Genomic DNA, 22972 nt, shown 5'->3' with positions numbered 1-22972 from the left:
CATGAAAAAACTGTTATCTATATTATTACTCGCGGCAATATCCGTTTCCGTATTCACAGGCTGTGCAAAATCCGGAGCCGCGTCCTCCGCTGCCGCTGCAAGCACCGCGCAAAGCACGGCGGCTGCCAAGAAAATTGTGATTGGCGCATCCCCGACTCCGCACGCTATTATTTTGAAGGAGGCCGCCAAGCTTCTGAAAGAAAAGGGCTACGATCTTGAAATCAGAGAATTCTCCGATTATGTTCTTCCGAACACCGCTCTGGAAAGCAAGGATCTGGACGCCAACTATTTCCAGCATCAGCCGTATTTGGATGAGTTCAATAAGGAAAACGGAACCAAGATTGTTTCCGCGGGCTCCATTCACTACGAGCCGTTCGGCATTTACGCCGGAAAAACCAAGGCTCTTGCCGATCTGAAGGACGGCGCGACCATCGCGGTTCCGAACGATACTTCCAACGAAGCCAGAGCGCTTTTATTGCTTCAGGACCAGGGACTGATTAAACTGAAGGACGGCACGGGCATCACCGCCACCCAGAAGGATATTGCAGAGAATCCGAAGAACCTGAAGTTTACGGAGATTGAAGCCGCGCAGCTCGTGCGCACCCTGCCTGACGTGGATCTGGCTGTTATTAACGGCAACTATGCGCTGGAAGGCAGCCTGAAGGTTACCGACGCGCTCGCAGTGGAAGCGAACGATTCTCTTGCCGCGGCCACCTACGCCAACATTATCGCCGTCCGTGAGGGCGACGAAAGCCGTGAGGACATCAAGGCTCTGATCGAGGTTCTCAAGAGCGATGAAATCAAAACCTTTATTACCAATACGTTTAATGGAGCTGTTGTTCCCGTAAAATAAGCGAAAACAATTGCCTAAAACACCTGTACGGTTTTTCCGTACAGGTGTTTTGGCGTTGAAATAAAGGGTGTATTTTGCTACAATGGTATTAATTTGTCAAACCCGTGTGCGGAGAGACCGCCGTCGAGTGGGAATTGAAAGAATAGGGGTATGGCTATGAAGTGCTATCGAATTACAAAAGAAATTCTTGAGGCAGCGGAAACTCCGTTTGCGCCGGATACCGTTTGTGTCTGTACGCCGGAGGAGCTGCACGCCGGTCATTTTTCCGCGGCGCCCCACACCTTTGACGAGTGCGCGAATCCGGGACCCGCCAAACTGGAGGCGTACGACGGGTACGACTTTATTCTGCTGAATGTGGTCAATGAGGGCGAGCGGTATCTGACCCATCGGATCGGGCTGTATATCATGCCGAATCAGATTGTCTTTGTCAGCAACCGGGAAAACCGCGCGGTACAGGATGTGCTGGATACCTTCGCCAGCAACAGAACCTCCAATTTGAATATTACGAGGATCCTTTATGCATTTTTTAATAACCTGACCATTCATGATTCTGAAGAACTGGAAGCGCTGGAAGAGGAAATCTCCGCTCTGGAAGAAGGGGTGATGGAAGGCGCGAACGAGGATTTTATTAAAGATATCATTGGATTGCGGAAAAGGCTGATGTTCTATAAAAAATACTATGAGCAGCTGCTGGATGTCGCGGAGAGTATTGAAGAAAACGCCAACGGGATTTTAACGTCCGGCGCGTTGCGCTACTTTAAGATGTTTACGGCTCGCGTGGACCGCCTGAACCGAAGCGTTCTGAACCTGCGCGATTATATCACTCAGGTAAGGGAGGCATATCAGTCCCAGGTGGACATCGGGCTGAACGCCATTATGAAGCTTTTTACCGTGATTACCGCCATTTTTCTTCCCCTCACCCTTTTGGTCGGCTGGTATGGCATGAATTTTAAATATATGCCGGAACTTCAGTGGCCGTACGGGTACGCCTTTGCCGCGGGGCTTTCGGTGGCTGTTGTGATCGTCTGCATTCTTTTTTTCAAAAAGAAAAAGATATTATAAAGAAGATTTTGAAATTATTTCAGGAAAGCACTGGAAGTATTTTGCTTATTGTAATATAATAATGATTATTAAGACAGGTTTCGCACAGAAAAATACGGCGTTCCATGTTCATTGTAAACAAAAAAACAGTCTTATACTGGAAAAATATTGACATTTTAAAAGCTAAGATGTAAAATGAAAATATTATGAAACCGGTTTCATAAATAGTGTCAAAAGAGATTTTTTCAACCGCATTTTTTAACAGGAAAGTTATGGTGATGATTTTGGCTCAGATCAGCGATGTGGCGAGATTGGCCGGTGTGTCGTCGGCAACAGTGTCTCGTGTCATCAACGGGACGGCAAGGGTAAGCGAAGAAAAAGTGAAACGCGTTTTGGAAGCGATAGAAGCAACCGGTTTCAAACCGAACGAAATTGCGCGTTCGCTCTACAAAAAATCTTCCAAAATTATCGGATATATTGTGCCGAGCATCCTGAACGTCTTTCTGACTGAGATCGGTCGGGCAATTGAAGATGAGGCGTTTCAGAACGGCTATAAAATGATTCTGTGCAACTCAGACGAAAATCCAAAGAAGGAAGTCGCCTATATCAATATGCTGACCGCCATGAATGCGGACGGCATTATTATTACCGCGAACAACGACAATCTGGATGAGGAAATCCGGAACTGTCCGCTGCCGGTTGTCGCCCTGGACAAAGACGCGGGCAGCCGCTACACCGCCGTGGTTCAGTCCGATAATTACTCGGGCGGGCGGCTTGCCACCGAGCATCTGATTGAGTGCGGGTGCCGCCATATTGTCCTCATGCGCGGGCCGCAGAAGTATTCCAGCGGAAGCCAGCGCTTTTTGGGGTATGTGGATGCCTGCAACGAACACGGGATTCAGCCGCTGTTTATGGAAAGTCAGTACAGCGCGGATGTGAGGGAAAGCTCGCGGGAGCTTCTCAAACGTTTTCCGCATGTGGATGGAATTTTGGCTTTAAGCGATATGACCGCAATGTCTCTTTACAAGGTACTGTTCGAACAGGGCAGAAAAGTTCCGGACGACATCATGATCGTGGGATACGACGGGATTGAGCTCAGCTCACTGATGACGCCGGCACTGACCACTGTGGTACAGCCGATTGAAGAAATCGGCCGTCTTGCGGCAAAATTGATAATAGATCAGGTAGCAAATGGGAAGATTAGTTCCAGAGAAAATGTTTTGCCTGTTTCCCTGCAAATGGGGCAGACAACAAGAATTCCCGGTTGAGAAAGAAAGGCGGAAATTATGAATAAACGCGTTTTTTTGATTGTGCTTGACAGTGTCGGTATCGGGGAAGAGCCGGACGCCGCTGAGTATGGCGACGTGGGAAGCAACACGCTCGCGGCCGCCGCGACAAGCAGTTATTTTACTATGCCCAATATGCGGAAGCTGGGGCTTTTTAACATTGACGGTGTTACCTGCCGCCCGGGGGTAGAGCATCCCGCGGGCGCGGTTGCGCGTCTGAGGGAAGTTTCCAAGGGGAAAGATACCACCATCGGCCACTGGGAAATTGCGGGGATCAATTCTCCAAAGCCGCTGCCGACTTATCCGGATGGTTTTCCGCCGGAGGTTATCCGCGCGTTTGAGGAAAAGACGGGCCGCAGGGTCATCTGCAACAAGCCCTATTCCGGTACCGATGTTATTCGTGATTACGGCAGAGAACACGCCGAAACGGGCGCGCTTATTGTTTACACTTCTGCGGACAGCGTCTTTCAAATAGCGGCAAATGAAGAACTTGTTCCCGTAGAGGAGCTTTACCGCTACTGCCAGATTGCCAGAGAGTTGCTGGTGGGCGAACACGGCGTCGGCCGGGTCATTGCAAGGCCGTTTGTCGGAACCTATCCTGATTATACCCGCACAACGAACCGTCACGACTTTTCCCTGCTGCCGCCGAAGACAACCATGCTGGATCAGCTCAAGGAGGGCGGTCACGACGTAATCGCAGTCGGGAAAATCAACGATATTTTCGCCGGCAAGGGAATTACCCGTTTTATGAGGACAAAGGGCAACGAGGAAGGAATTGAACGGACCATCGAATTGACCAAAGAAGAATTTGACGGCCTGTGCTTTATCAATCTGGTTGATTTTGACATGCTGTACGGTCACCGGAACGATGTGGACGGGTACGCAAAAGGGCTGACCTATTTTGATGAAAAACTGCCGGAAATTCTGGCGGGACTGCGGGAAGACGACCTGCTGATGATTACGGCGGATCACGGCTGCGACCCGATTACGCCTTCTACCGACCATTCTCGGGAGTACACGCCGTGGGTGATTTGCGGCAAACATGTGAAAGCCGGGGCCAATCTGGGCACTTTGCCGACCTTTGCCGATATCGCTGCCACGATTCTTGATTATTTCGGGGTAAAGCCGGAAATTACCGGTACTTCCCAACTGAAAAATATTGTCGACTGAAGAGGAGAAACTTATGTCTAACGTACCAACGCCCCACAATGGAGCCAAAGAGGGAGAAATTGCAAAAACCGTCCTGATGCCGGGTGACCCGCTCCGTGCCAAATTTATCGCTGAAACCTATCTGACTGACACGGTGTGCTTTAACACTGTGCGCAATATGCTCGGTTACACGGGAACGTACAAGGGCAAGCGCGTATCCGTAATGGGCGGCGGTATGGGAATGCCTTCCGTCGGCATCTACACCTATGAGCTTTTCAATTTCTACGGAGTGGAAAACATCATCCGCATCGGTTCCGCCGGCGGGATCGCCGACAGCGTCCATGTTCGTGACGTTGTTGTCGGTATGGGCGCCTGCACAGATTCCAATTACGCGTCTCAGTATCATCTTCCGGGTACCTTCGCGCCGATTGCCAGCTATGACCTGCTCAGACGAGCGGTCACTTCCGCCGAGAAACTCGGCGTTCACACAATGGTGGGAAACGTTCTTTCTTCAGACGTTTTTTACGGCGACGACGAAAACGCGCTGGCGTCGTGGAAGAAAATGGGCGTTCTGGCGGTGGAAATGGAAGCCGCTGCTTTGTACATGAATGCCGCAAGGGCAAATAAAAACGCGCTTTGCCTTCTTACCATCTCTGACTGCCCGTTTACCGGTGAATCCCTCTCAGCCCAGGAGCGACAGACCGGCTTTACCCAGATGATGGAAATCGCTTTGGACATCGCCTGACTTTCTTGAAAAGCCCTTGCAAAACATGGTGAAATAAAGTAAGATATTTTTCGGCATAAATAGAGAACGGGATCAATATCACGGTTTTCGTGGTATTCCATATATCCAAAAAAAATAATCAGGAGGAAAAATTAATGAAGAAGATTGTAGCACTTTTTCTTGCAGTTATGATGACCGCTTCTGTTACCGCCTGCTCTTCCAATGCCCCTGCGGCATCCAGCGCAGCACCAGCAGCAGCCAGTTCAGCTGCCGAAAGCAAAGCGGAATCCGCAGCAGCGTCCGATTTTAAAATCGGCATGGTGACTGATACCGGCGGTGTCAACGACCAGTCCTTCAACCAGTCCGCATGGGAAGGTTTGCAGAAGCTTTCCAAGGATACCGGCGTAACAGTCAAGTATTCCGAGTCCAAGCAGGAATCCGACTACGCGACGAACCTGGATAAGGCTGCCGACGACGGCAACAATCTGATCTGGGGTATCGGCTTTGCAATGGCCGACGCCATCCTTAATTCCGCAAAACAGAATCCTGACATCAACTACGCAATCGTAGATAATGCTTATGAGAAAACCCCAGCAAACGTGACCGGCGTAATGTTCCGCGCTCAGGAGCCTTCCTTCCTGGTCGGCTACATTGCAGCTAAAACAACAAAAACAAACAAAGTCGGTTTTGTCGGCGGTATGACCAGCGCCATCATCGACCAGTTTGAGTACGGCTACAGAGCGGGTGTTGCATACGCAGCGAAAGAGCTCGGCAAAACCATTACCGTTGACTCTCAGTATGCTGAAAGCTTCACAGATTCCGCTAAGGGCAAGGCTATTGCCACCAAGATGTTCTCCAATGGATGCGATGTTGTGTTCCATGCTGCCGGCGGCGTAGGCGTTGGCGTTATTGAAGCAGCCAAAGAAGCCAAGAAATACGCGATCGGTGTTGACCGTGACCAGGCTTATCTTGCACCTGAAAACGTTCTTACTTCTGCTCTGAAACTTGTTAACCAGGCAGTTGAACTCGTTTCCAAGGACGCAATGGACGGCAAGGAAATCGGCGGCCAGACTTACACTTACGGCCTGACCGAAGACGCTGTCGGTATTCCGGAAGAGCACAAGCTGATGGGTGACGACACCTATAACGCAGCAATTGCGCTCGAAGCCAAGATTAAAGACAAGACCATCACTCCTCCGGCAAACAAAGCTGAATTCGCTGAATTCGAAAAAGGACTCAAATAATTAATCATTTTTCTATTTTTTTTGAGCAACGGGGCGCATGGATTTTATTGCGCCCCGTTGTGCTTCAAAAGACTTATTAACGGGCAGGGGGTCTACTGTAATGGAAGTCAACAGGGAATACGCGGTGCAGATGCACGGTATTACAAAGATGTTCGGCTCCTTTTGCGCTCTGAATGACGTCAATCTGGATGTTAAAAAGGGTACAATTCATGCCATATTGGGCGAGAATGGCGCCGGAAAAAGTACATTGATGAATGTTCTGTACGGCCTGTACCAGGCCGAAGCGGGAGAAGTTTTTTTAAATGGGGAAAAGGTCAATATTAAAAACCCCAATATTGCGATTGAACACGGAATCGGCATGGTTCATCAGCATTTCATGTTGGTAGATAATTTTACGGTTACCCAGAATATTATTCTGGGCAATGAAGTCACCAGTCAGTTCGGCGTATTAAATATGAAAAAAGCACGCGAGGAAATTCTTGAAATCGTAAAGAAATACGGTCTTGAAGTAGATCCGGATGCAAAGATAGAAGATATTTCCGTTGGCATGCAGCAGCGTGTTGAAATATTAAAGGCACTCTACCGCGGAGTCGACCTGCTCATTCTCGACGAGCCCACGGCGGTGCTCACTCCGCAGGAAATCGATGACCTGATTCAGATTATGCATAATCTGATCGCGGATGGTAAAACAATCATTATCATTACTCATAAACTCAAAGAGATCAAAGCCTCTTCCGATGTCTGCACGATTATCCGCCGCGGCGAGTATATCGACACGGTGAAAGTTGCCGACGTGGATCAGGAAGAGCTCGCCACCAAGATGGTCGGCCATGCCGTCCAGCTTGTAGTCGAAAAATCCCCGGCCAACCCGGGCGAAGTCGTCTTTGAAATCGACAATCTCACGGTTAAGGACGAACGGAAGCTGGACGCGGTCAAAAATCTGTCTCTGAAGGTGCGCAGGGGCGAAATTGTCGGTGTGGCCGGTATAGACGGAAACGGCCAGAAAGAGCTGGTTGAAGCGATTACCAACCTGACAAAAGCGGAGAGCGGCACCATTAAAATCAACGGGGCGGAAATTCAGAACACGTCCCCGCGCAACGTCATCGACCATAAAATATCCACGGTACATGAAGACCGGCAGAAGCGCGGACTGATCCTTCCGTTTACGGTGGCGGAAAATATGGTCATTGAAAAATACCGCAGCCAGCCGTACAGCAAGAGCGGTATGCTCAACAGAAGCGAAATTCTTTCCTATACCAAGGGTCTGATTAAGGAATTCGATATTCGCCCGGATAACTGCGAAGGCCATCCGGTGCGCGGACTTTCCGGAGGAAATCAGCAGAAGGTGATTCTGGCCCGCGAAATCTCCAACGAGCCGGATCTTCTGATTGCCGTGCAGCCCACCCGCGGACTGGACGTTGGCGCGATTGAATATGTTCACAAAACGCTGGTGCGTGAGCGGGACAAGGGCAGGGCAATCCTTTTGATTTCCCTGGAACTTGACGAGGTTATGAATGTAGCGGATACCATCGATGTGATTTACGCGGGAACGATTGTCGACAGCTTCAAACAGGGTGAGGTTGACGAAAAAACCATCGGACTTTTAATGGCGGGAGGGAAACTTGATGAAAACGACAGTCAAAATTCTTAAAAAACCGATTACATCAACCTTCATCGCGATTCTGTTCGGTTTTCTTGTCGCCGCGGTGGTACTTGTATTCGCGGGGTACAATCCCTGGCAGTCTTTCGGGGCGCTGTTCAACGGCATTTTCGCAAAGCCCAAATACATCTCCAACGTCATTATCAAGGCAACGCCGATTATTTTAACCGGACTGAGCGTTGCGTTTGCCTTTAAAACCGGATTGTTCAACATTGGCGCAGAGGGCCAGTACATAGCGGGAACCATTGCCGCTGTTTGCGTTGGCGTCAAGTTTAACTTTGCGCCCGTGATTCAGATTCCGCTTGTTGTTCTTTCCGGTGTTCTTGCCGGTGCGGCTTTCGGCGGGATTATCGGCTACCTGAAAGCAAAGTTCGGCATTCATGAGGTAATCACCAGTATCATGCTGAACTGGATCGGCCTGTATCTTTCCAACTTTGTGGTCAATACGGCGGTTTATCATCAGCCGAATTCCACCAGTTCCTATGCGGTCAATGAATCAAGCTTTACTATGCTCCTGCCAAACTGGAAGGCTTCCAAAGCGGGCATGGCAGCTCTGAAACCGAACAAATGGCTGTATGAGATGATGCTGAAAACGGATGTGAATTTTGGCATCCTCATTGCGGTTCTGATGGCGATTGTCATCTGGTTTCTGCTTTACCGTTCCACTAAGGGCTACGAGCTGCGCGCCGTCGGTTTTAACCGTGACGCCGCTGAATTCGCCGGAATCAACGTTGGCCGCAATATCACGCAGGCCATGCTGATTGCGGGCGCTCTGGCCGGTCTTGCGGGCGCTTTGGCGATTACGGGTACCTCCCCTCACAAAATTTCCCAGATGGCCGCTTTTGAAAACAACGGTTTCAACGGTTTGTCCGTCGCGCTGATTGCCGGTTCTTCTCCGATTGGCTGCATCTTTGCCGGACTTTTGTTCGGCGGACTGCTTTACGGCGGCCAGAGTGTGCAGCAGGATGTCGGCGCTCCGACGGAGATTATCAATATCATGATCGGCACCATCGTATTTTTTGTGGCTCTGACGAAAATAGTGCCGTCACTTGCCGACAGGCTGGAAAAGAGAGGTGCTCATCATGTTAAGTAAAATTCTTCTGCTGCTTGGCATTACACTGATGTATTCGACCCCGCTGGTGTTCGGCGCGCTGGGCGGCGTGATTTCGGAGCGCTCCGGCGTCGTCAACATCGGGATTGAGGGCATGATGACGGTGGGCGCGTTCACGGCGGCCGCAGTCAGCTATTTCACCGGCAATCCCTGGCTCGGCCTGCTTGCGGCCGGTGCGGCGGGCGGCCTGATTTCTCTTCTGCATGCGGTTGCTTCCGTAACCTTTAAGGCGGATCAAACCATTTCCGGTATTGCCATCAATCTGATTGGCCCCGGACTGGCGCTCTTTTTCTGCCGTCTGATGTTTGACGACGCGACCATGACGATGCCGGCAAAAACACTGCCGAAGCTGTTTGGGGAAAGCGGATTTGCCGACAGCCCGCTGAAAAACCTGAACGTGGACGTTACGGTTGTGCTTGCGCTTGCCGTTTCCGCTGCTATGTGGTTTTTCCTTTATCAGACAAAATGGGGACTTCATGTCCGTTCTGTGGGTGAGCATCCTGCCGCAGCCGATACACTGGGCATTAATGTAAGCCGTGTTCGCTACCTCTGTGTGTTTGCATCCGGTATTCTTGCCGGTTTCGGCGGCGCTTCCATGACGCTTGCCATTATCTCTCAGTTTACGCCGACCGCGATTAGCGGGCAGGGCTTTATCGCGCTGGCAGCCGTTATTTTCGGAAAATGGACTCCGTTCGGCGCCTACGGTGCGTGCCTGCTTTTCGGCTTTGCACAGGCGTTGACCATTGTGCTGGGCGGCGGCGACTTTGCCGTTCCGTCCCAGATTCTCGCAATGTTGCCGTACATTCTGACCATTGTGGTTCTGATTCTGTTTGTCGGCCGTTCGGTCGCACCGAAAGCAGACGGCGAACCGTATGAAAAGGGCGTAAGGTAACAGAATAAGGTATTGAAAAATAAAAAGGAGATCATGAAAATGGATCACCAGGAAATACTTGAAAAAGTGGATCATACTCTGCTGACACAGACCGCAACATGGGCAGAGATCAAACAAATTTGCGACGACGCGGTTAAGTACCGTACTGCGTCCGTCTGTATCCCCGCCGCGTATGTGAAGCGGGCAAAGGAATATGTAGGCGACAAAATGGCGGTTTGCACCGTAATCGGGTTTCCAAACGGCTATTCCACCACGGCGGCCAAAGTGTTTGAAACGAAAGACGCTCTTGAGAACGGCGCCGATGAAATCGATATGGTCGTCAATATCGGCTACATCAAAGACGGGCTTTACGATTTGCAGCTGGATGAAATCAGACAGGTAAAGGCCGCCTGCGGCACTCACATCTTAAAGGTCATTATTGAAACCTGCCTGCTGACAGAGGAAGAAAAAATAAAAATGTGTGAGGTAGTGACCGAATCCGGCGCGGATTTTATCAAGACCTCCACCGGATTCTCAACGGCGGGCGCTACGTTTGAGGATGTCGCTCTTTTTGCCGCCCACGTTGGGCCGAATGTCGGAATCAAGGCGGCCGGCGGCATCAAGACTATGGACGACGCGGAGAAATTCGTTTCTCTTGGCGCGTCCCGGCTCGGTACGAGCAGAATCATTAAAATCATAAAAAATGAAGAGGCGCACGGATATTGACCGGCTCCCGGCGAATATAAAAAATCTGAGGAGCGGCGTAAAGTCGTTCCTCAATTTTATCCGGAAAAACAGGTGATAAGATGGAAAATTATAAAGAACTGGTTGCGGCGGCTATTTCCGCCAGAGAGATGGCTTACATCCCCTACTCGGGTTTTGGAGTGGGTGCGGCGCTGCTCACAAAGAGCGGAAAAATCTATAAAGGCTGCAACATTGAAAATGCGACGTTAACGCCGACCAACTGCGCGGAACGCACCGCCTTTTTTAAGGCGGTCAGCGACGGGGAAACGGAGTTTCAGTGCATTGCCATTGTGGGCGGCAGAAAAGGGGAACCCGTCAGCGAGCCGTGCCCGCCCTGCGGCGTTTGCCGCCAGGTTATGATGGAGTTCTGTGATCCCGCCACGTTTCAGATCATTCTGGGAAAAGGCCCGGAGCAGTGGGATGTCTATACGTTAAAGGATTTGCTTCCTCTTGGGTTCAGCCGGAAAAACATGGAGGAAAAGCATGATTAAAAATATTGTATTCGACATGGGCCAGGTATTGGTGGATTTTAATCCGGACTTTTTTATCAGCCACTACGCAAAAGATCCGGAAGATATTCGCCGGATCCGTTCCGCGGTGTTTGAAACAAGCCGCTGGACAGAGATTGACCGCGGCACCATTACGGAAGAAGACCTGATTGAACCGGCCTGTTCCGTTTTGCCGGAGCGGCTGCACGCTGCCGCGACAGAACTGCTGCTTCACTGGATGGATCATATGCAGACCATGGACAACATTCTGCCGCTGGTGCGTGAACTCAAAGAAAACGGCTATCCGCTCTATCTGCTGTCGAACGCAGGAAAGCGAATTCACAGCTTTACACCGAAAATTACGGCGCTGCAGTATTTTTCCGGCATCTTTTTTTCGGCGGACGTCCATTACATAAAGCCGGATGAGGAGATATACTTAAAGTTTTTTGAGAAATTTTCACTGAATCCGCGGGAATGCTATTTTATTGATGACCGCGCGGCAAATGTGGAAGCGGGACAAAAGCTCGGCATGGAAGGGCACTGCTACGAAGGGGATCCGGACGTGCTCCGTACGGCTCTTCAGGAAAACGGAATCTTCCTGCTGGATAAAATGATCGTATGAAGGTGACTGAAAATGAGGATGTATGATATCATCGCGAAAAAGCGCGACGGCGGTACGCTTTCGGATGAAGAAATCCAGTTCTTTATCAATGGCTATGTCAAGGGGGAAATCCCTGATTATCAGGTATCCGCTCTGCTGATGGCCATTTATTTCAAGGGGATGACGGACAGGGAAACGGCTTCCCTGACCATGTGCATGGCCAATTCCGGTGAAACAGTGGATTTGTCCTCCATAGACGGAATTAAGGTGGATAAGCACAGCACCGGAGGAGTAGGCGACAAAACCACGCTGATTATTTCCCCGATTGTTGCATCCCTTGGGGTGCGCGTCGCGAAAATGAGCGGGCGCGGATTGGGTCACACCGGCGGTACGGTAGACAAGATGGAGGCAGTTCCGGGGATGCAGACCTCTATTGACCGTGAAAAATTCTTTGATATTGTGCGAAAGGTCGGCGTCAGCGTCATCGGTCAGTCGGGCAATCTGGTCCCGGCGGACAAAAAACTCTATGCCCTGCGCGACGTTACCGCGACGATTGAGAGCATTCCGCTGATTGCGTCCAGCATCATGAGCAAAAAAATTGCGGCCGGCTCCGACTGTATTCTGCTGGATGTAAAAACCGGCAGTGGCGCCTTTATGAAAACCGTGGACGATTCTATCCGCCTTGCACAGGCAATGGTGGCAATCGGCGAGCATGTAGGCCGCAAAACCATCGCGCTGATTACCGATATGGACCGCCCGCTCGGAAACGCAATCGGCAACTCGCTGGAAATTATGGAGGTTTGCCGGACTTTAAAGGGTCAAGGGCCGGAAGATCTGACGGAAATCTGTTTGGAGCTTGCCGCCAATATGCTGTTTTTGGCGGGTAAGGGAGGTATGCAGGAATGTAAAAAGCTGGCCAGACGCCAGATTGACAACGGCGAGGCTTTTGCGAAGCTGAAGGAAATGGTCGCGGCGCAGGGCGGCGACACTTCCGTTCTGGACGACAGTACGAAATTTGAACAGGCAAAGGTCAAATATGACGTTCCGGCTCTCAGCGAGGGATTTCTTTACTCCATGAATACGGAGCAGTGCGGCATTGCTTCCGTGGAGCTGGGGGCGGGGCGCGAGAAGAAAGAGGATTCCATCGATTTCAGCGCGGGTATCCTACTTCGCAAAAAGATCGGCGATTATGTGAAAAGAGGCGAAGTGATCGCGGAGTTTTACTCTTCTTCATTGGATAAATGCAAACAAGCGGAAAAACTGTTTGAGAGCGCGGTTTTCATCCACCCGGAAAAGCCTGAGTTTGTTCCGATTGTTCACGGCAGAGTGACCGCGGACGGTGTGGAAAAATACTGAAAATAAAAGGCGGGAAGCAATTGCGCTTCCCGCCTTCGTCTATGTTCTGTCTTTAGTCCAGACCCTCAAACTGCATGTTGTAGTATTTTGAGTAAATACCGTTTTTCTCAATCAGTTCCTGATGGGTGCCGCGTTCCTCAATCCCGTCGTCCCCGATAACAATGATTTCATCCGCGTTGCGGATGGTACTGAGACGATGGGCAATGACAATAGTGGTTCTGTCCTTGGACAGCTCTTCCAGCGAATTTTGTATATGGCGCTCGCTTTCATTGTCCAGTGCGCTGGTCGCTTCGTCCAGAATCAGAATTCTGGGATTTTTCAGAAAGACGCGCGCAATTGCCAGACGCTGTTTCTGGCCGCCGGAAAGACGTGTGCCGCGTTCCCCGACATAAGTGTCGTAGCCGTCGTCAAGCCCTGCGATAAAATCATGAATATTGGCATTCCTTGCCGCCGTGATAATCTCCTCGTCCGTCGCGTCCGGTTTACCGTAGGCAATATTTTCTTTGATGCTGCCCGCGAACATGTAGACGTCCTGCTGGACGATGCCGATTGCGCTGCGCAGTGATTTCAGCTTGATGTCCCGCACATCCGTACCGTCGATTTTTACACTTCCGCCGGTCACATCGTAAAAACGGGGCAAAAGAGAACAAAGCGTTGTTTTTCCGCCGCCGGAAGGCCCGACCAGCGCCACGGTTTTTCCTGCCTCGATAGAAATATTAATATTTTCCAGCACGTCGTTTGCGGAATCATAGCTGAAGGAAACGTTTTGATATTGGAGGTCTCCTTTTACGCTTTTCAGCTCGACTGCGCCGGGACGGTCTTCAATATCCGGCTGCGTTTCCACTACCTCAATAAACCGTTTAAAGCCGGAGTAGCCCTTCTGGAACTGCTCGGTAAATTCAATGAGAATGTCGATCGGATTGATAATAATATTGATGTACAGAGCGTAAACCGCCAGATCGGCAACGTGCAACGAACCCCGAGCGATAAACAGGCCGCCGCTGACCAGTACGGTCAAAAATAGGAGACCTTCAAAAAAAGAGGTGCCTGCGCGGAAGCTTCCCATGATCCGGTAGCTGCTCTCTTTGGAATCCAGAAATTTCAGGTTGCTTTCCGTGAATTTCGCCTGCTCCAGCTCTTCGTTGCCAAAGCTTTTCACCACGCGGATACCGGCAAGACTATCTTGAACTCGAGAATTGACTCCCGCAATTTTTTTGCGGTTATCCATGAACACCGCGCGCATTTTCCGGTTCTGATGAATGCTGAAAACAATCATAATCAGCGTCAGACCCAGCAAGATCAAGGTCATCGGCACATTAATCATCATCATCAGCGCGAAGCTTCCCAAAATTTTCAAAAGAGAAATCAAAATGTTTTCCGGCCCGTGGTGGGCAAGCTCGCTGATGTCAAACAGGTCGGACACAAGCTTGCTCATCATTTCCCCGGTGTTGTTGCGGTCATAATACGAAAAGGAAAGCCGCTGCAGGTGGTCGAAAAGATCCTGCCTCATATCGCTTTCCATTCTGGCGCCCATGACGTGGCCCCAGCTGGTAATGTAATACTGGCAGCCGAGGCGAACCAGCTCCATTACCAGCAGAGCCGCCGCAATCCACGGCAGGCTTCTCAGAATCGTGCGGGTGCCCTCCGTAAAGAGGCCTTTGGTCAGAAAGTTCAGAATCTGCGGAAATGCAACGTCAACCGCAGACACAACCAGCGCGCAGAACATGTCAAAATAAAACATTCCGCGGTACGGTTGATAGTATCTTATAAATTTTTTAAAGATGGACATTACCTGCTCCCTATATCACTCAATCAATTACTGCTTTTCGGGTTCGTCGTAGTCCTCTCCAAACGTGTCCACGGTCACGCTCTTCATGATTTCATCTTCATACGGCTTATCCCTGTAGTCGCGGCGAACCGAAACAATGCGCTCGGCTTCCTCCATCCCTTCAATCACCTTGCCGAACGCGGCGTATTCCCCGTCAAGGTGCGGCGCGTCGTCCACCATAATAAAGAACTGGGACCCGGCGCTGTTCGGGCTCATGGATCTCGCCATGGAAAGGACGCCTTTTGTGTGCTTCAGGTCGTTTTGGAAACGGTTGGAACGGAATTCGCCTTTAATACTGTAACCGGGGCCGCCCATTCCGGTTCCTTCCGGGTCGCCGCCCTGAATCATGAATCCAGGAATCACCCGGTGAAAGATGGTTCCGTCATAAAATCCTTTTTTCACAAGGGAAATAAAGTTCCTTACGGTGTTGGGGGCAATTTCCGGATATAGCTCGACTTTCATCGTGCCGCTGCCTGTCTGAATGGTAACAATTGGATTTTTCATAATCTTCCTCCATAGTTCTGTAAAAAGTCATATCCCTATTATAGCGGGAATGAGAGCTTCATTCAAGGCATATTTTTGATAGAAGAAGTATTGCGCTTTCGTCCTTGTGATGCTTTTTCATAAAACTCCAAGGAAAATTATTTACTATTTTCTGTATGAATATGATATAATAACCAAAAGAATTTCCGCAAATCAATGATTGGTTTCTCCGGTGAACCGGGGCACAACGGAAAATGGGGGATGAATGATTGAAACTGATATCTTGGAATGTGAACGGCCTGCGTGCCTGTCTGAACAAAGGGTTTATGGACTATTTTCAATCGGTGGACGCCGACGCCGTCTGTCTTCAGGAAACAAAAATGCAGCCCGATCAGGCGGAAATTATTTTACCGGGTTACCGGCAGTACTGGAATTCCGCGGAAAAGAAAGGCTATTCCGGCACGGCGGTTTTTACCAGAATGGAACCCCTTTGGGTCGGTTATGATATTGGCGATCCGGAGCATAGCGGAGAGGGTCGTTCCATCACGCTGGAATTTGAAGATTTTTACCTTGTAACGGTGTATACGCCCAATTCCCAGCGAGACTTGGTGCGCATTGAGTACCGGATGCGGTGGGAGGATGCTTTCCGAGCGTACCTGAAACAGCTTGACGCAAAAAAGCCGGTGATTGTGTGCGGGGACATGAACGTGGCGCACAATGAGATTGATTTGAAAAATCCAAAAACCAATGTCGGCAACGCCGGTTTTTCCTTTGAGGAGCGCGAAAAAATGACGGAGCTTCTCGCGGCAGGCTTTACGGACACTTTCCGCTACCTGCATCCGGAGGAGACAGGCGCCTACACCTGGTGGTCGTATATGTTTAAGGCCAGGGAGAAAAATGCGGGATGGCGCATCGATTATTTTCTGGTGTCCGACTCGCTCCGTGACCAGGTAAAGGCCAGCAATATCCACTCTGAGGTAATGGGCAGCGATCACTGCCCGGTAGAGCTTATCCTGTCCACTGAAAATACACAGATCGGAGAAAAAGAATGCAACTGATATTTTACGGCGCGGATAAAGAGGTAACCGGCAGCTGCCACTGCTTATTGGTGAACGGAAGAAAAATTCTGATTGACTGCGGCCTGCAGCAGGGTGCGGATGAGGACGACAACCATAAACTGCCTTTTTATGCGTCCCAGATTGATTATGTCATTGTTACACACGCGCATATTGACCACAGCGGGCGGCTGCCGCTTCTGGTTAAGAACGGCTATGACGGAAAAATGTACGCTACCGGGGCCACCTGCAAACTGCTTTCCGTTATGCTGCGCGACAGCGCCCATATTCAGGAAATAGATGCAATGAACGAGAATCGGAAGGGCAGACGTGCCGGCCGTGAGCCGGAGGAGCCGATTTACACCGTCGAGGACGCGCAGGAAACGCTGAACCGTCTGGTTCCGTATTCCTATGGGGAAATGGTGGAGCTTTGCGAAGGGGTACGCTTCCGTTTTACGGACGCCGGTCATCTTCTCGGTTCCGCCGCAGTGGAAATGTGGCTGACGGAGCACGGCAAAACCAAAAAAATTGTTTTTTCCGGTGATATCGGCAATAAAAATCAGCCGATTATCCGTGATCCGCAGTATATCCGGGAAGCGGATTATGTCGTGATGGAATCCACTTACGGCGACAGGGACCATGAGAAGATGGACGACTATGTCCCGAAGCTTGCCGAGGTGTTCGACAGAACCCTTTCCGCCGGGGGGAATGTGGTGATCCCCAGCTTTGCGGTCGGCCGCACACAGGAGCTGCTTTATTATATCCGAGAAATGAAAGAGCGCCGCCTTGTTAAAAGCAATCCGGATTTCCCGGTTTATGTGGACAGCCCGCTTGCGGCGGAAGCGACCAAAATTTACAGCGGCAATCTGGACGGCTACGCCGACGATGCCGCCGTAAAGGTCATCAGGGCCGGATTCAAGCCCATCGATTTTCCCAACCTGAACATCTGCGCCAGCGTGGAGGAGTCCAAGGCGCTGAATATGGATAACGTACCCAAGGTCATCATTTCTTCCAGCGGCATGTGTGAAGCCGGAAGAATCCGCCATCACCTCAAGCATAATCTGTGGCGCCCGGAATGCTCGGTTGTATTTGTCGGGTATCAGGCCAACGGCACTCTGGGCAGGATGCTGGTCGACGGGATCGATCAGGTAAAGCTCTTTGGTGAAGAAATTACGGTACAGGCGCATATTTACAATTTCCGGGCTCTTTCCGCACACGCCGACCGTTCGGGCCTGATTCAGTGGATACAGGCGTTTGAGTCAAAGCCGAAACGCGTGTTCGTGGTGCACGGCGAACTGCAGGTCAGCGAGATGTTCGGCGACACTCTGCGGCAGCTGGGATACAATGCCCTTGTCCCCAATTTTGAAACCTCCTTTGATCTGGCGGAAAACAGCGTTGTGGAGGAGGGTATCGCGCCCGAACTGCGCAGCCCGCGCAGAGAGGAGAAGGGCAAGAAATTCTCGGCATCGTTTGCCCGCCTGATGGAGGCCGGAAAACGGCTGATGCAGATAATTCAGAGAAACGAAGGCGGCGCGAACAAGGATCTTGCCAAATTTGCAGATCAGATCAACGCGCTGAGTGAAAAATGGAACCGGTAGTCCAGTAAAGGTAAAATAATAATCCCCAGCCGATATTTTCTGTCGGCTGGGGATACGTTTTATGAAGTATTTTTACTTCAGTTTTCTTTTTTCAGCAGGTCGCGGATTTCCGTCAGCAGAGCCTCTTCCCGGCTGATCTCCGGGGCGGCGGGTGCAGCCGCTTCCTTTTTCCGCTTCAGGCGGTTCGCCGCCTTTATAACGAGGAAGATTGAAAAAGCGATCGCGATAAAATCCAGTACCGTCTGCAGAAAATTCCCGTAGGTAATGGTAATCGGTTTCGCGCCCTCCAGCGCGGCGGGAATGGTCATTGTCAGCGCGGTCAGATTAATTCTGCCGGTAATCAAGGAAAGGACGGGCATAATGATGTCGGCAACCAGCGAGGACACGATTTTCCCGAACGCAGCGCCTATGACAACGCCGACCGCCATATCCATGACGTTTCCGCGCATGGCAAACTCTTTAAACTCAGTGATTAATTTTCTCATAAATTTTTCTCCGTCTGTCTCGGTGTAAGCTTTTCCCTAGCGACGGCCAGCATCAGCTTGATTCTGTTTTCCTGATTAACGCGAGTGGCACTGGGGTCGTAGTCGATGGGAACAATGTTGGAGCGCTCATCCACCGCTTTAATCCGGTGGATCATCCCCTTGCCGCAGATGTGGTTCGGCAGGCAGCCGAACGGCTGTGTGCACACAATATTTTCATAGCCCTGCTCGACCAGCTCCAGCATTTCCGCCGTTAAAAGCCAGCCTTCACCCATTTTGTTGCCGTAGCCGATGACGTCTTTCACAAGGCTTTTGGTGTGGGCGTAGGGCTCCGGCGCCAGAAACCGGGGCTCTGTTTTTACCGCATGAATCAGAATCTCCTGCATCTTTAAAAGATAATCCATCAACGCCTTGACAACCACATATTTCGCCTTGTTTCCGCCGTATAGCTTAATGTCCTCCAGACGGTTGTCAACCTTGAAAAGACCGAAATTCAAGATGCCCGGTACGTTGACCTCACAGTCCTGCTCCGCCAGAAAGTCCTCAAGATGGTTGTTGCCCAGCGCGGAATACTTCACATAAATCTCACCGACAATGCCGACCTTAATTTTCGGAGTGCGGTTCACTTTAATCTGCGCAAAATCGTGAACGATCTGATGCAGATTTTCCTTCAGCTGTTTCAGGGATAAACCCTGTCCGTTGTTGAATTGCTTCGTCAGAGCGTCCGTCCACTTTTTGACCATCCTTCCGCTTTCACCGGAAATTTCTTCATATGCTTTTGTCTGGTTGTCCAGCAGCATCAGAGCGTCGCCGTAGACAAGAGCGGCAATGAATTTGCGAAGCATCGGTAAAGTCAGGGTGAATCCGGGGTTGCTTTCCAGTCCGGACATGTTGAGGGAAACGACCGGAACCCGCTCCAGTCCCGCTTTTTTCAGCGCCTTGCGCAAAAGGTGGATATAGTTGGACGCACGGCAGCCGCCGCCCGTCTGGGTAATAATCAGCGCGGTGCGGTCAAGGTCGTATTTCCCGGAATGCAGCGCGTCAATAAACTGGCCGATGACCAGCAAAGCGGGATAACAGGTGTCGTTATGTACATATTTCAAGCCCTCCTGCACCACATTCGGGCCGTCATTCGTTAAAAGTTCTATATGGTATCCGCAGTTGTTCAGGACGTTTACAATCAGCTGAAAATGGATAGGCGCCATCATGGGGCACAGGATGGTATATTCCTTCTTCATTTCCTTTGTAAAAAGCAGGCGTCCGTCCTTACTGAATTTGAGTTCCGCCAAAGAATCACCTCATTTTTCCAGTGCGGCAAACAGGCTGCGCAGCCTGATTTTTACCGCGCCGAGATTTGTAATTTCGTCTATCTTAATCTGTGTGTAAATTTTGTCCTTTGCTTCCAGAATGCTGCGCACCTCGTCGGTGGTGATTGCGTCCACGCCGCAGCCGAACGAAACAAGCTGGACAAGGTTCATGTCGGGCTTGTCGCCAATGTATTCGGCGGCCGCGTACAGTCTTGCGTGGTAAGTCCATTGGTTCAGAACCTTGGTTTGGAAGCGTTTGACCTTGCTGCTCAGCACGTCTTCCGAAATGACCGCCGCGCCCAGGCTGACAATCAGCTTGTCGATGCCGTGGTTGATTTCCGGGTCAAGGTGGTACGGTCTTCCGCTCAGGACGATAATCTGTTTCTGCTGTTTCTGGGCTTCCGCAATGATCTGATCGCCCTTTTCGTGTATCTTCGTCAGGTAGCCGTCGTACTCCAGGTACGCGGCTTTTGCCGCTTCTTTTACCTCAGAAAGGGAAATGTCGCTGAAATATTCGGAAAGAATGCCGTGCATCTTTTTCGGGAAATCACGTTTCCTGTGGATTCCCACATAATCGTGGATAAAGCGGAATCCCTCCGGCATGCTCATATTCGCGGAAATGACTTCCGGATAATAGGCGACCACGGGACAATTGTAGTGATTGTCGCCCAACCCCTCGTCAAAATTATAGGACATGCAGGGGTAAAAGATATTTTTAACGCCCCCGTCAATGAGAGCCTGCACATGTCCGTGCATCAGTTTGGCGGGGAAACACACCGTGTCGGAAGGAATCGTGGTCTGCCCTTCAATGTACAGTTCCCTGCTGGAAAGGGGAGAGAGCGTGACTTCAAAGCCAAGGCGGGTAAAGAAGGTGTGCCAGAAGGGAAGAAGCTCGTACAGGTTCAGCCCCATCGGAATTCCGATTTTTCCTCTTTTGCCCGGTACGGGCTGGTAGGAGCGCAGTTCGCCGAGCTTATAGGCGTACATATTCAGCTCATCTTCCGACGTGCGTTTGGTCACCGGCTTTTCACAGCGGTTGCCGCCGATGAAGCGACGGTTGCCGCCGAAAATGTTAATGGTCAGCCGGCAGTGGTTGTTGCACATCCCGCAGGAGGTGACCTTAACGTCGTGCTGGAAGTTTTCCAGCTCCTCTCTGCCGATCAGGGAGCTCTGTCCTTTTGAATGGGCTTTGGCGTAAATACCGGCGCCGTAAGCGCCCATCAGTCCGGAAATGTCCGGACGGGAAACGTTCACGCCCAGTTCGTTTTCAAAGACGCGCAGTACCGCGTCATTTAAGAAGGTGCCGCCCTGTACCACTATGCTGCGGCCCAGTTCTTCCGCAGAAGCCGCGCGGATCACCTTGTAAATCGCATTTTTCACCACGCTGACGGAAAGACCGGCGGAAATATCCTCTGTGGTCGCGCCGTCCTTCTGCGCCTGCTTGACCTGCGAGTTCATGAACACGGTGCAGCGTGAACCCAGATCCACCGGGTGTTTCGCAAACAGGCCCATCTTCGCGAAATCCTCAATTCCATAGCCAAGCGTGTTGGCAAAGGTCTGTAAAAAAGAACCGCAGCCAGAGGAGCAGGCCTCGTTGAGGAATATGTTGTCGATTGCTCCGCCGCGGATTTTAAAGCATTTCATATCCTGCCCGCCGATATCGATGACAAAATCGACGTTGGGCAGAAAACATTTGGCCGCCGTAAAATGCGCCACCGTTTCCACAATGCCGAAGTCGATGTTAAATGCGTTTTTCAGCAGTTCCTCACCATAGCCCGTGACGGCGCCAGCGGCAATCTGGATTTTCGGGAACCGGTTGGAAAGGCTGAGCAGGTATTCCCGGATGATCGGAACCGGGTTTCCGGAATTGCTGCGGTAGATGGAATCCAGCACCTCGCCGTCTCTGCCCAGCAAAACGGCCTTTACCGTGGTGGAACCCGCGTCAATACCGAGATACGCTTCCCCTGTGTAGGCCTGAGCGTTGCCCCGCGGGGCCTTGCACTGTGCGTGGCGGCGGGTAAAGGAGTCATAATCCTCCTGCGTTTCAAACAGCGGGGAAATGGAGAGAAAGTTCGCAGTCTTCCCGTAGTCGCCAATGCGCTCCAGAGCGGTGCTTAGATCTGTTTCAGCGTCACAGCTCAGCGCGGCGCCCATTGCCACATAGTACAGTGAATTTTCGGGACAGATGCCCTGCGTTTTCAGCGCCTGGTCAAAGCTTGAACGAAGCTGCGGCAAAAAGGTGAGGGGTCCCCCCAGGTAAATCACTTTACCGGCTATTTTGCGTCCCTGTGCCAGCCCCGCAATTGTCTGGTTTGCCACGGCGGCGAAAATGCTCGCGGAAATATCGCTTTTGCGCGCACCCTGATTCAGCAGGGGCTGAACGTCCGATTTTGCGAACACGCCGCAGCGCGAGGCAATCGTGTATATTTTCTCGTACTGTTCGGCAAGCTGATCCATCTCATCCAGAGAGATATTCAGCAGAGTTGCCATCTGGTCTATAAAAGCACCGGTGCCTCCGGCACAGGAGCCGTTCATGCGGACTTCCATGCCGCCGGATAAAAACAGCATTTTTGCGTCTTCTCCGCCAAGTTCAATAATGACGTCCGCGTCGGGAATCAGTTTGCCTATCGCGACGCGCGTGGCGTAAACTTCCTGAATAAACGGCAGCTTGCAGGACTGCGAAATTCCCATTCCGGCCGAACCCGAAACCGTAAGCTGGGCCTTCGAGCCTTTGACGATATCGTTATTGATTCTTGTGAGAAGCTCCGCCATTTTTTGCGTAATCTGGGAAAAATGCCTCTCATAAGACTGATATAAAATTTGATTGCTGTCGTCCAGCACTACGCATTTGATCGTAGTGGAACCGACATCTAAGCCGATTTTCATAAAATGCCACCGTTTCTGATTATATTATTCCGTGAACGATAATAATACATTTTAGCCCAAAATACTCCACATTGTCAAGCGACAGACTTTATAAATCTTCGCTCCTGTCGAGCCTGTCCGTCAGTGAAAATTTCCACCTGCCTCATGTACAGCGCGGAATTCGACAGGGGCGCTCATACTGTCGGCGGCGCTGCATGGTATCATT

Annotated in this window: 20 protein-coding genes; 15 read left to right on the top strand and 5 right to left on the bottom strand. The window is 50.9% G+C overall.

Annotated features, from left to right (window positions below; genetic code table 11):
- Nucleotide 1: 1 nt before the first annotated feature.
- The 13 genes from J5W02_RS13400 (at nucleotide 2) to J5W02_RS13340 (ending at nucleotide 13128) form a co-directional block, all read left to right on the top strand.
- Nucleotides 2-853 carry a MetQ/NlpA family ABC transporter substrate-binding protein gene (locus tag J5W02_RS13400; protein ID WP_219966215.1) on the top strand — a complete coding sequence of 284 codons (852 nt, stop codon included), beginning with the start codon at nucleotides 2-4 and terminating at the stop codon, nucleotides 851-853.
- A 156-nt stretch (nucleotides 854-1009) separates the two neighbouring features.
- A complete protein-coding gene (locus J5W02_RS13395; protein ID WP_219966214.1) occupies nucleotides 1010-1915 on the top strand; it encodes a magnesium transporter CorA family protein in 906 nt (301 codons plus the stop codon).
- Between the two features lie 251 nt (nucleotides 1916-2166).
- Nucleotides 2167-3162: a LacI family DNA-binding transcriptional regulator gene (locus tag J5W02_RS13390; protein ID WP_255575767.1), complete on the top strand. Its 996-nt coding sequence runs from the start codon at nucleotides 2167-2169 to the stop codon at nucleotides 3160-3162.
- 18 nt (nucleotides 3163-3180) lie between these two features.
- Nucleotides 3181-4350 carry a phosphopentomutase gene (locus tag J5W02_RS13385; RefSeq protein ID WP_219966213.1) on the top strand — a complete coding sequence of 390 codons (1170 nt, stop codon included), beginning with the start codon at nucleotides 3181-3183 and terminating at the stop codon, nucleotides 4348-4350.
- Nucleotides 4351-4363: 13 nt separating this feature from the next.
- Nucleotides 4364-5074 carry a purine-nucleoside phosphorylase gene (deoD, locus tag J5W02_RS13380; RefSeq protein WP_219966212.1) on the top strand — a complete coding sequence of 237 codons (711 nt, stop codon included), beginning with the start codon at nucleotides 4364-4366 and terminating at the stop codon, nucleotides 5072-5074.
- A 134-nt stretch (nucleotides 5075-5208) separates the two neighbouring features.
- On the top strand, nucleotides 5209-6297 hold the full coding sequence (locus J5W02_RS13375) for a BMP family ABC transporter substrate-binding protein (RefSeq protein ID WP_219966211.1): 1089 nt from the start codon (nucleotides 5209-5211) through the stop codon (nucleotides 6295-6297).
- 100 nt (nucleotides 6298-6397) lie between these two features.
- Nucleotides 6398-7948 (top strand): ABC transporter ATP-binding protein, encoded by a 1551-nt coding sequence (locus J5W02_RS13370; RefSeq protein ID WP_219966210.1) that lies wholly within the window; start codon nucleotides 6398-6400, stop codon nucleotides 7946-7948.
- Nucleotides 7923-9050 (top strand): ABC transporter permease, encoded by a 1128-nt coding sequence (locus J5W02_RS13365; RefSeq protein ID WP_219966209.1) that lies wholly within the window; start codon nucleotides 7923-7925, stop codon nucleotides 9048-9050. Before J5W02_RS13370 ends, J5W02_RS13365 begins: the two co-directional genes overlap by 26 nt.
- Complete coding sequence (locus J5W02_RS13360; RefSeq protein WP_219966208.1) at nucleotides 9040-9960, top strand: ABC transporter permease; 921 nt, start codon at nucleotides 9040-9042, stop codon at nucleotides 9958-9960. Before J5W02_RS13365 ends, J5W02_RS13360 begins: the two co-directional genes overlap by 11 nt.
- Before the next feature lie 39 nt (nucleotides 9961-9999).
- Nucleotides 10000-10665 (top strand): deoxyribose-phosphate aldolase, encoded by a 666-nt coding sequence (gene deoC / locus J5W02_RS13355; protein ID WP_219966207.1) that lies wholly within the window; start codon nucleotides 10000-10002, stop codon nucleotides 10663-10665.
- Nucleotides 10666-10745: 80 nt separating this feature from the next.
- Nucleotides 10746-11174, top strand: coding sequence for a cytidine deaminase (locus J5W02_RS13350; RefSeq protein ID WP_219966206.1), 429 nt, complete (start codon nucleotides 10746-10748; stop codon nucleotides 11172-11174).
- A complete protein-coding gene (locus J5W02_RS13345; protein WP_219966205.1) occupies nucleotides 11167-11793 on the top strand; it encodes an HAD family hydrolase in 627 nt (208 codons plus the stop codon). Before J5W02_RS13350 ends, J5W02_RS13345 begins: the two co-directional genes overlap by 8 nt.
- A 12-nt stretch (nucleotides 11794-11805) precedes the next feature.
- A complete protein-coding gene (locus J5W02_RS13340; protein ID WP_219966204.1) occupies nucleotides 11806-13128 on the top strand; it encodes a pyrimidine-nucleoside phosphorylase in 1323 nt (440 codons plus the stop codon).
- A gap of 52 nt (nucleotides 13129-13180) precedes the next feature.
- On the opposite strand, the gene J5W02_RS13335 is transcribed toward J5W02_RS13340, so the two are convergent.
- Both J5W02_RS13335 and J5W02_RS13330 read right to left on the bottom strand, forming a co-directional pair.
- A complete protein-coding gene (locus J5W02_RS13335) occupies nucleotides 13181-14917 on the bottom strand; it encodes an ABC transporter ATP-binding protein (RefSeq protein WP_219966203.1) in 1737 nt (578 codons plus the stop codon).
- Between the two features lie 27 nt (nucleotides 14918-14944).
- Nucleotides 14945-15460: a peptidylprolyl isomerase gene (locus J5W02_RS13330; protein WP_219966202.1), complete on the bottom strand. Its 516-nt coding sequence runs from the start codon at nucleotides 15458-15460 to the stop codon at nucleotides 14945-14947.
- 248 nt (nucleotides 15461-15708) lie between these two features.
- Between J5W02_RS13330 and J5W02_RS13325 the strand changes: the two genes are divergently transcribed.
- Together J5W02_RS13325 and J5W02_RS13320 are read left to right on the top strand one after the other, a co-directional pair.
- Nucleotides 15709-16497, top strand: a complete 789-nt coding sequence (locus J5W02_RS13325; RefSeq protein WP_219966201.1) for an exodeoxyribonuclease III — start codon at nucleotides 15709-15711, stop codon at nucleotides 16495-16497.
- Nucleotides 16488-18092 carry an MBL fold metallo-hydrolase RNA specificity domain-containing protein gene (locus tag J5W02_RS13320; RefSeq protein ID WP_219966200.1) on the top strand — a complete coding sequence of 535 codons (1605 nt, stop codon included), beginning with the start codon at nucleotides 16488-16490 and terminating at the stop codon, nucleotides 18090-18092. Before J5W02_RS13325 ends, J5W02_RS13320 begins: the two co-directional genes overlap by 10 nt.
- A gap of 77 nt (nucleotides 18093-18169) precedes the next feature.
- On the opposite strand, the gene mscL is transcribed toward J5W02_RS13320, so the two are convergent.
- The 3 genes from mscL to J5W02_RS13305 are packed head-to-tail and all read right to left on the bottom strand — an operon-like array spanning nucleotide 18170 to nucleotide 22767.
- The gene (gene mscL, locus J5W02_RS13315; RefSeq protein ID WP_219966199.1) at nucleotides 18170-18577 is read right to left on the bottom strand and encodes a large-conductance mechanosensitive channel protein MscL; all 408 of its coding nucleotides are present in this window, start codon (nucleotides 18575-18577) and stop codon (nucleotides 18170-18172) included.
- Nucleotides 18574-19863 carry a 2-hydroxyacyl-CoA dehydratase gene (locus J5W02_RS13310; RefSeq protein WP_219966198.1) on the bottom strand — a complete coding sequence of 430 codons (1290 nt, stop codon included), beginning with the start codon at nucleotides 19861-19863 and terminating at the stop codon, nucleotides 18574-18576. Before J5W02_RS13310 ends, mscL begins: the two co-directional genes overlap by 4 nt.
- Before the next feature lie 9 nt (nucleotides 19864-19872).
- The gene (locus tag J5W02_RS13305; RefSeq protein WP_219966197.1) at nucleotides 19873-22767 is read right to left on the bottom strand and encodes an acyl-CoA dehydratase activase-related protein; all 2895 of its coding nucleotides are present in this window, start codon (nucleotides 22765-22767) and stop codon (nucleotides 19873-19875) included.
- Between the last annotated feature and the right edge of the window lie 205 nt (nucleotides 22768-22972).

It is taken from the genome of Caproiciproducens faecalis, assembly GCF_019448085.1.
GTDB lineage: Bacteria > Bacillota > Clostridia > Oscillospirales > Acutalibacteraceae > Caproiciproducens > Caproiciproducens faecalis.
The sequence above is the reverse complement of the archived record's forward strand: the minus strand, read 5'-3'. Positions and strand labels throughout refer to the sequence as shown.